We start from the raw sequence: 9028 nt of genomic DNA on the forward strand, positions 1-9028 counted from the left end.
CCGTTGTCGCTTTCACGTCACCGGTCAATTCGTCATCGTTCGTTGTCATTGTCTCAGGCTTCATCCCTCGCCGAGGCCGCCGGCCGCGTATTCGAGGAACGTCTCCGCCAAGGCTTGTCCCCCGATTGTGGAGTCGGCAATGACGAGGACAGTGTCGTCGCCGGCAATGGTTCCGAAGATCCCGGTCATCGAGGAGCGGTCGATCGCCGAGGCCAAATATTGGGCGGCTCCGGGCGGGGTGCGCAGAACGACCATGTCCTTCTGAGCTGCCGCGGAGACGAGGAGCTCTTCGAGCAGCCTCGGCAGCTTCGCATCCAGGCTGTCACCGGTCGATTGCTGCAGGCTGCGGTCGCCGCCCTCACCGGGGACGGCGTAGACGGATCCGGCGGTGGACCGGATCTTCACGGCCCCCACCTCGGCGAGGTCACGTGAGAGTGTCGCCTGGGTGACGGTGATGCCCATCGTTGCCAGGTTCTCGGCCAGGTCGATCTGCGAATGCACGGATTTGCGGGTAATGAGATCGATGATCTTCTGCTGCCGCGCGGTCTTCGTCAGCGGCGCCGAGTTCGTCGGTGATGTGGCGTTGTCGCTCATCGCGTCTCCAGCAGGAATGTCATGAGTGCCTTCTGCGCGTGGAGGCGGTTCTCTGCTTCATCGAAGACTACCGAGGCGGGACCGTCGATAACCTCGGCCGTGACCTCTTTGCCCCGGTAGGCCGGCAGGCAGTGGAGGAAGATCGGGTCGTTGCCCAAGTTCATCAGCTCCTGTGAGACCTGGTACTTCACGAAGGGTGAGGCTTCGTCATCGCGCCCGGTCGAATCCTGGCCCATGGACACCCAGGTGTCGGTGACGAGGACATCGGCTCCCTGGGCGGCAGCCACGGGGTCGTCGGTGACCGTGACGGAGCCGCCGGTGGCCTGGGCGAGTTCGTTCGCCTCGGCGATGATGGCCTCGGCCGGCTGGTAGTCGGCGGGGGCGGCGATGCGCACGTGCATGCCGGCGTTGACTCCGCCGAGGACGTAGGAGTTGGCCATGTTGTTGGCCCCATCGCCGTAGTAGGTCATGGTCTGGCCGGGGACGTCGCCGCGGTGTTCGCGGATGGTGAGCAGGTCGGCCAGGATCTGGCAGGGGTGGTAGTCATCGGAGAGTGAGTTGATGACCGGGACGGATGAGTTCTGGGCCATCTCTTCGAGGCCTGCCTGAGCGTAGGTGCGCCAGACGATGGCCGAGACCATGCGCGACATGACCTGGGCGGTGTCGGCGATGGATTCCTTGTGTCCCAGCTGCGCCTCACCGGGGTTGATGATGAGCGGCTGCCCGCCAAGGGCGGCAATGCCGGCGGCGAAGGACACGCGGGTCCTCGTCGAGGTCTTGTCGAAGATGACTGCCGCGGTCTGCGGTCCCGCCAGCGGGGTGCGCGAGTACGGGGCTGCCTTGAGCTCAACTGCGAGGTCGAGGACTTGCGCCTGTTCGGCCGGGGTGAGGTCGGTGTCCTTGAGGAAATGCCGTGTCATGGTGTGTCCTTTGTCAGTCTGTGTGGGGCAACCGGGCTGTGAGCGTGGATTGCCCGGTCGCCGAGGTGGCCGCTAGGTGGGCGGCGGATGTGTTCAGCCGTGCAGCAGTCCGGGCAGGGCGGTCACGAACGGTGCGAGATCGTCTTTCGTGATGATCAGCGGTGGTGCCAGGCGCAGGCGTCCGGGTGCGACGGGGTTGATGATGAATCCGGCCTCGAGCGCGCGGGCGGCGATCGCCTTCTCATCGAGGCCGGCGGCCAGTTCGAGGCCGAGGAGCAGTCCGGTGCCGGTGACCTTCTCGATGCCGTCGATTTCCATCAGCTGTTCAGTCAACCAGGCCCCAGTCTCCCGGGTGTGGGCGAGCAAGTTGTCGGTCTCGATGGTTTCGAGTACGGCCAGTCCCGCCGCGCAGGCGATGGGGTTTCCACCGAAGGTGGTCCCGTGCTGTCCGGCTTCGAGGAGTTTGGTGTTGGCATCGCCGACGGTGATGGTGGCCCCGATCGGCATGCCCCCGCCCAGACCCTTCGCCGAGGTGATGATGTCGGGGACGACGCCTTCGCCGATCTCCGGGTCCTGGTGGGCGAACCACGATCCGGTCCGCGCCACACCGGACTGGACCTCGTCGAGGACGAGGAGGGCCCCGGCCTCGCGGGTGAGTTCACGGACCTTGGTGAGGTAGCCGGCCGGGTGCTGCCGGACTCCGACCTCGCCCTGGATGGGTTCGATGAAGACGGCGGCAGTGGTGTCGTTGATGGCTGCGGCGAGCGCGTCGACGTCTCCGTAGGGAATGTGGACGACGCCGGGGACTCCGGGTGCGAAGGGTTCGCGGTAGGCGGCCTTGGCTGTCAGTGCGAGCGCGCCCATGGTCCTGCCATGGAAGGCGCCCTCGATGGCGATGATGATCGGGCGTGATCCACCCCCAGCACGGCGGGCCATCTTGAAGGCTGCCTCATTGGCTTCGGTGCCGGAGTTCGAGAAGAACACGGCCGAACCGCTGGGCAGGTCGAGGACCTCGTGAAGTTTGGCCGCGAGGGCGATCTGCGGCGGTGAGGTGAAGAAGTTCGAAATGTGGCCCAGGGTCGACGCCTGCTCGGTGATGGCCTTGACCCACGCGGGGTGGCAGTGGCCGAGTGCATTGACGGCGATGCCGGCGAGAAGGTCGAGGTATTCCTTGCCCGAGGCGTCCCACGCGCGCACGCCCGCTCCGCGGACGAGGTCGAGCTGGGGTGAGCCGAAGACCGGTGAGAGGACGCGGGAGAAGTCATCGCGCCAGGTCTGGGCCTGGTCTGTCACAGCGTTTGTCTCATTCATCGTTCGTCTCCTCCGTGCTTGTCTCGTGTCCTTCGCCCTTGTGTCCGTCACCCAGTGGTGCGGGTTCGACGACGGTGTCTTCGACCATGGTGCCGATGCCCTCGGAGGTGAAGACCTCGAGGAGAAGCGAGTGCGCCATGCGGCCGTCGATGATGTGTGCCTGCTGCACCCCGTGCTCGATGGCCTCGAGGGCCGCGGTCATCTTCGGGATCATGCCCGCGTCGAGGCTGGGCAGCAGTTCGCGCAGCTTCTTCGGTCCTATGCGTGAGATCAGGCTCGAGGTATCGGGCCAGTTGGCGTAGAGGCCGGGCACATCGGTGAGCATGATCAGTTTGTCGGCGCGCAAGGCTTTCGCCACGGCGGAGGCGGCGAGGTCGGCGTTGATGTTCAGGGGCTTGCCGGCCTCCCCGTCGATCTCCGAGGCGATCGAACAGATGACGGGCACCCGCCCGGCGTCGAGGAGCTCGGTGAGCACGGTGGTGTTGACTTCGGCGATCTCACCCACCCGGCCGAGGTCGATGACCTCGCCGTCCACCTCGGCGTGGGTCTTGTTGGCCAACAGCAGGTCCGCGTCCTCACCGGAGAGCCCGATTGCGGCATTGCCGTTCTGGTTGATGCGGGAGACGATGTCGCGGTTGACCTGGCCGGACAGCACCATACGGATGACCTCGGCGGCCTCTTCACTCGTGACTCTCTGTCCGGCCTTGAACTCGCTTTCGATACCCAAGCGAGCCAGCATCGAGGTGATCTGCGGTCCGCCGCCGTGGACGACGACGGGTCGGATGCCCGCGAAGCGCAGGAACGCGATGTCGTCGGCGAAGGACTGCTGCAGCTCCGGGGAGATCATCGCGTTGCCGCCGTACTTGATGACGATCGTGGCACCGGCGAAGGTCTTGATCCACGGCAGCGCCTCGGTCAGGGCCTCGGCCTTGACCTGGGCGGCGGCGAGCCGGGCTGCCGTGGACTTCGTGGACATGTCGTGTGGGTTGCTCATGTGGAGTAGGCGCTGTTCTCTTCGACGTAATCGTGGGTGAGGTCCGAGGTCCAGACCGTGGCGGTGTGATCTCCTGCGTGGAGGTCGATGACGACGTCGACGTTCCGGTCGAATGTGACCTTCTCCGGGTCCTCATAGGGACCAGAGGCGCGGCACACCTCGGTGCCGTTGATGATCACGTCGATGGCCGTGGGGTCGAAGGTCGCCGAGGTGGTCCCCACCTGGGCGACGACGCGTCCCCAGTTCGGGTCCTGACCGAAGATCGCGGCCTTGAACAGGGCCGAGCGTGACACGGAGCGGGAGACCTCGACAGCCTCGGCCTCGCTGGCCGCCCCCTGTGTGGTGATGGCGATGTCGTGGTGGGCGCCTTCGGCATCGACGTGGAGCTGGTGCATGAGGTCGAGGCAGAGTTCGCGCAGCAGGCTGGTGAACTCGTCCGTATCGACGGCTGCTTCGTGGGAGCCGGAGGACATGAGGATGACGGTGTCATTCGTCGACATGCACCCGTCGGTGTCGAGGCGGTCGAAGCTTCGACTCGTCGAGGCCCGCAGCGCCTGATCGAGCACAGCCTGGTCGACTGTCGCGTCGGTGGTGATAACGACGAGCATGGTGGCCAGACCGGGGGCGAGCATGCCCGCACCCTTGGCCATACCGCCGATCGTGTACCCGGATGAGCCTTCACGGGTGGCGGTCTTGGCCACGGTGTCGGTGGTCATGATCGCCTCGGCGGCGTGTTCGCCTCCGGTCACGGTGTCATCGGCGGCGGCCACTAGTGGTGGGAGGTTGTCGATGATGGTGTCGCGGAAGTCCTGGCCGCCGACGCCGATGAGTCCGGTCGAGCAGACGAGGATGTCTTCGGCCGCTGTTGTGGTGCCGGCCTTGGTGAGGAGTTCGGCGGTGGTCTGTGCGGTCAGGGTGGTCGTCTCGTACCCGAAGTCGCCGGTGTAGCAGTTGGCTCCCCCGGAGTTGAGCACAACGGCCCGGGCTTGACCGTTGGCGGAGACCTTCTGGGACCACAGGACGGGGTTGGCTTTGCAGCGATTCGAGGTGTACACGGCGGCGACAGCAGTGTCGGGGCCGGTGTTGATGACGAGTGAGAGGTCTTTGGTCCCGCTGGGTTTGAGTCCGGCGGTCAGGCCGGCGGCTGTGAAGCCGAGTGGTGCGGTCACGCTCATGGTGCAACTCCTTCAAGGGGAAGTGCGGTGGTCTCGTCGAGGCCGAGGGCAAGGTGGATGGACTGCAGGGCCTGGCCGGCGGTTCCGCGGACCAGGTTGTCCAGGGCCACGACGATGAGGATCTTCTCGGCGCGTTCGTCGACGGTGAACTGGACGTGCGCGAGGTTCGATCCGGTGGTCGAGGAGGTACGCGGCCATTGGCCTTCGGGCAATACGCGGACGAAGGGTTCGTCGGCGTAGGCCTGGTCGAATGCCTGGGCCAGCTGGTCTTTGAGTGCCGCGGCGTCGAGGAGGCCCTCGGCGGTTCTCGGTGCGGACTCCCCCGGCTCGGCGGTGATGGTAGCCAGTATCCCCCGGGCCATGGGCACGAGCGTCGGGGTGAAGGAGATCCGCGTCGGGCCATCTGCAGCATCGGCGCCGAGGACGCCATTGAGGTTCTGCTCGATCTCGGGCACGTGACGGTGTGTACCGCCGGTGCCATAGGGAGAAGCATCGCCGAGGACCTCAGCGGCGGTGAGGTGTGGCTTAAGCGCCTTGCCGGCCCCGGAGACGCCGTTGGCGAGGACTGCGTTGAGTGCTGTCGGTGCGGCAAGTCCGGCCTGGATGAGCGGGGCGAGCCCAAGCGTCACTGCGGTGACATTGCAGCCGGGGACCGCGATGCGCTTCGTGTCCTTGAGTCCTTCGCGCTGCTTCGTGCCATCGGCAGTGAGCAGTTCGGGCAGGCCGTAGGTCCAAGTGCCTTGGTGCTCAGAGCCGTAGAACTTCGCCCAGGCTGCGGCGCTGATGAGGCGGTGGTCGGCGGCGAGGTCGACGATGAGCGTCTCGGGGCTCGATTCTTCGAGCTCGGCGGCGATCGCTCCGGACTGACCGTGTGGGAGAGCAAGGATAACGACATCGTGGCCGGCGAGCACCTCGGCGGTGGACTCCTTGACCACGAAATCGGAATATCGGGCAAGATGGGGTTGATGTCGGCCGAGCGTCTCACCCACGGAGGAATGTCCGCACACCGTGGTGACGTTGAGATGAGGGTGAGTGCTCAGCAGCCGGAGGACCTCTCCCCCGGCGTATCCGGTGGCACCGGAGACGGCAACCGTAAGATCATTCATATGTATAACTATACCAGCACATTAAATTATATGCAGGAGGCGTGATGACCCAGGCTATTCAGGCGATGCGAGCAGGTGGACCCGAGGTTCTCGAGTTCAATGAGGTCGACACTCCTCAGCCCGGTCCTGGTGAGGTCCTCGTCGACGTCGCGGCCGCGGGTGTGAACTTCATCGACACGTACCGTCGTTCGGGCACCTATCCCATGAGCTACCCGCATATCGTCGGCTCTGAGGGTACCGGCCACATCGCCGAGGTGGGCGAAGGTGTGGCGAGCTGGTCCGTTGGCGACCGCGTCGCCTGGCACGAGGGTCCGGGTTCGTATGCCACCCAGGTTGTCGTCAAGACCGATAACCTACTGCGCGTACACGAGGGCGTGAGCACCGAGGTTGCTGCCGCAATGCCACTGCAGGGCCTGACCGCCCAGTACCTGGCCACAAGCTCGCACGAGATCAAGCCAGGACATACTGCCCTCGTCCACGCGCGCCGGCGGAGTCGGACTCCTACTCACACAGATCATCAAGCATCTGGGCGGCAACGTCATCTCGACCGTGAGCACCGAGGAGAAGGCTGAGCTGGCACGCAAGGCCGGAGCCGACGAGGTGTTCCTCTACGGCGAGGGTGTCGACGTGACCGCGAAGGTGCGCGAATTGACTGATGGCGAAGGTGTCGAGGTCGCTTATGACGGCGTCGGCAAGGACACCTTCGATGCCTCCCTCGCATCGCTCAAACCACTCGGTTCGATGGTGCTCTTCGGCGGAGCCTCGGGACAGGTGCCGCCGTTCGACATTCAGCGGTTGAACTCCTCGGGCGGCATCTTCCTGTCCCGGCCTTCGCTGGCGTGGTTCGTCCGGTCATCGGAGGAGTTGGCGAAGCGCTCGTCCATGCTCTTCAACGGGATTGAGCATGGCTGGTTGAACTTCCAGGTTGGTGCGACGTTTGCATTGGCTGATGCTGCGACGCGCATCGGGCACTGGAGGGGCGGGAGACTACCGGGAAAGTGGTGCTGACCAAGTGACTAACGCAACAATCCTGCACATAGCCACCCCTCGGGCTACAGGAACAAAATAGGTGCACGACTCTACAAAGCGGGCAGTGATGCGCCCGCTTTAGAGCAACACAATTACGGACTCTAGCTAAACCACCCTCACTTCAACGATGAGCTCCGTCATATCAAACCGGCACCCGGTCCGATGAAAGCGCATGCTTTGCCACAAGGTCGGCCAGCTCACCCGACTTAGCCGATCTATCAAGTGCCCATCCATGCTTCAAATTCAAGTCATTAGCCTTGCTCAACACAACGTCGATAACGGCATCAACCTTCTCCTGATCGAGGCCGTCAGACTCTAACCACTCAGATTTCAGCTGGGTCGGACTACGTAAAACATCTTTGGCACGGCTCGCCACAATATACATGCCCACATAGAACCGACAGTTGGTTTTAACATAGGCGCTATCGACAATTTCACTCGTAGACAGGTATCGGTCCACGGATTTCTGCATTTTCGTCACTCCAAGAAATGTCTCCAGCGACACTCCCTTACCGAAGACAGAATTGTAATCTTCAGTCTTTTTCAGCAAAGTCGAGGGCCGAGCACGGGCATCATTGGGCCGACTCATGCCTATGGCCATCATAAATTGCGCCAGTGCCGAAATACCAACTATCCGATCAACAGGTCGCCCTTGGTTCTTATGAAAATTCTTCCTTCGGTCGTAGAACCAATTGTGAGATTTAAAGTAGGATTCAATTTCTCGATGAATATCCTCAGTTGCATGCAATGAAGCATCATCAACTTTAGTCTGACTATTTGTTGCTCGAATTATCTGGTCCCTGACTGTCTCGTCGCTAGTTTGAATTACCCGAACGTGCACAGACCAGGCAGGCAACTCATCAATCGATCCGTCCTTGTGTCGCGTGGAAAGAACCTCGTGTATCACATGCGACGTTTGCATACCATTTACCACCTGAACATCTTCCAGCGCGAATGTCTTACTCCCACTTATGTTGACCCTGGAGCACAAAATCGTGACACCATTATTTAGCCACCAGAATTCAACGTTCCCGTCACCCTCAAGGGAACTTCTAATGCCCTTATTAACAGTAACTTTCCCCTGGTAGTCGCGAACGTTAAAATCAAAAAGATGCTGCCTTATTTGACCACTATCATCTGAGATGAAGTTGTAATATTCAGGTATCGTAACAAGACCCGAGTACGAATCTCCCTTTGTAACATAATCTTCAAACTGCAGTTGCAAATTATAAGACGGCTGAGCGTTGCCCTTCACCCACAACTCACGAGCACCAAGGAAGTTGACAGCGATGCTGCTCTCACCGATTACGATGTCCTCAGCGGACCGCTTCAGAATATCTCCTCGAACTTTCAACGCTGAAGAAATGTCGGAGGTCTTGCCTCGAGTGGCATAGTGGAATTCTATTTTGAACCTCAAGGATCTGGCATTATATTTCTCCCACACGGATTTGAATATACCAAATTTTTCAATCAAATCGCTTGCATAGATCTGTTTCGCCAAAGTCAAATCTAGCGACATGTCGGTCAAATATTCGAAAGTATCCTTAAGCTTATCGATTGCAGACTCACGGAACGACTGCTCAAGCTTCGATTGAATTATTACTAAACGCAACTCTGCGTTTCTTGGAACATTTGTAACATCGAATTCATCACGCAATTGATCAGAATCTTCTGCCAGAAGCTGTCCGTGTAAGAATGTGTAAATTGAGTCGACCCCGCCGTCTCGACCTCCCCCTACAATTCCGGAGTTTATTTCTTCAATACTGATATCTTCATCACGAAGAATGAGCTCAGCCGTGAATTGTTCAAAGTTTTCTCCTCTCTCACGGTCGCTCGGAGTAGGCGAAAGTCGCTCCTCCAACATTCGGTTGAGAAGAACCACATCATTGCTTTGCATTA

Annotated in this window: 7 protein-coding genes and 1 pseudogene; 1 reads left to right on the forward strand and 7 read right to left on the reverse strand. The window is 61.2% G+C overall.

Annotation, left to right across the window (positions count from 1 at the left end):
• Positions 1-60: 60 nt before the first annotated feature.
• The 6 genes from PGC08_RS12310 to argC all read right to left on the reverse strand — a co-directional run bounded on the left by PGC08_RS12310 (position 61) and on the right by argC (position 6100).
• Positions 61-594, reverse strand: a complete 534-nt coding sequence (locus tag PGC08_RS12310) for an arginine repressor (RefSeq protein WP_271708506.1) — start codon at positions 592-594, stop codon at positions 61-63.
• Positions 591-1514, reverse strand: coding sequence for an ornithine carbamoyltransferase (argF, locus tag PGC08_RS12315; RefSeq protein WP_271708507.1), 924 nt, complete (start codon positions 1512-1514; stop codon positions 591-593). Before argF ends, PGC08_RS12310 begins: the two co-directional genes overlap by 4 nt.
• A gap of 93 nt (positions 1515-1607) precedes the next feature.
• Positions 1608-2825, reverse strand: coding sequence for an acetylornithine transaminase (locus PGC08_RS12320; RefSeq protein ID WP_271708508.1), 1218 nt, complete (start codon positions 2823-2825; stop codon positions 1608-1610).
• Entirely contained in the window at positions 2818-3819 is a 1002-nt protein-coding gene (gene argB / locus PGC08_RS12325) for an acetylglutamate kinase (RefSeq protein ID WP_271708509.1), read from the reverse strand. The genes PGC08_RS12320 and argB overlap by 8 nt, the downstream gene beginning before the upstream one ends.
• Complete coding sequence (argJ, locus tag PGC08_RS12330; protein ID WP_271708510.1) at positions 3816-4994, reverse strand: bifunctional glutamate N-acetyltransferase/amino-acid acetyltransferase ArgJ; 1179 nt, start codon at positions 4992-4994, stop codon at positions 3816-3818. Before argJ ends, argB begins: the two co-directional genes overlap by 4 nt.
• Positions 4991-6100, reverse strand: coding sequence for an N-acetyl-gamma-glutamyl-phosphate reductase (argC, locus tag PGC08_RS12335; RefSeq protein WP_271708511.1), 1110 nt, complete (start codon positions 6098-6100; stop codon positions 4991-4993). The genes argJ and argC overlap by 4 nt, the downstream gene beginning before the upstream one ends.
• A 44-nt stretch (positions 6101-6144) precedes the next feature.
• On the opposite strand from argC, the pseudogene PGC08_RS12340 reads away from it, so the two are divergent.
• A pseudogene (locus PGC08_RS12340) lies at positions 6145-7116 on the forward strand (quinone oxidoreductase family protein).
• Between the two features lie 155 nt (positions 7117-7271).
• On the opposite strand, the gene PGC08_RS12345 reads toward PGC08_RS12340, so the two are convergent.
• Entirely contained in the window at positions 7272-9026 is a 1755-nt protein-coding gene (locus tag PGC08_RS12345) for an AIPR family protein (RefSeq protein ID WP_271708512.1), read from the reverse strand.
• Positions 9027-9028 lie beyond the last annotated feature (2 nt).

The organism is Brevibacterium sp. BDJS002, assembly GCF_028201555.1.
In the GTDB taxonomy this organism is placed as follows: domain Bacteria; phylum Actinomycetota; class Actinomycetes; order Actinomycetales; family Brevibacteriaceae; genus Brevibacterium; species Brevibacterium aurantiacum.

What these genes read in the sequence shown, in the direction of transcription:
- PGC08_RS12310 (WP_271708506.1), bottom strand. Translation starts at nt 594, where the DNA reads ATGAGCGACAACGCCACATCACCGACGAACTCGGCGCCGCTGACGAAG.
- argF (WP_271708507.1), bottom strand. Translation starts at nt 1,514, where the DNA reads ATGACACGGCATTTCCTCAAGGACACCGACCTCACCCCGGCCGAACAG.
- PGC08_RS12320 (WP_271708508.1), bottom strand. Translation starts at nt 2,825, where the DNA reads ATGAATGAGACAAACGCTGTGACAGACCAGGCCCAGACCTGGCGCGAT.
- argB (WP_271708509.1), bottom strand. Translation starts at nt 3,819, where the DNA reads ATGAGCAACCCACACGACATGTCCACGAAGTCCACGGCAGCCCGGCTC.
- argJ (WP_271708510.1), bottom strand. Translation starts at nt 4,994, where the DNA reads ATGAGCGTGACCGCACCACTCGGCTTCACAGCCGCCGGCCTGACCGCC.
- argC (WP_271708511.1), bottom strand. Translation starts at nt 6,100, where the DNA reads ATGAATGATCTTACGGTTGCCGTCTCCGGTGCCACCGGATACGCCGGG.
- PGC08_RS12345 (WP_271708512.1), bottom strand. Translation starts at nt 9,026, where the DNA reads ATGCAAAGCAATGATGTGGTTCTTCTCAACCGAATGTTGGAGGAGCGA.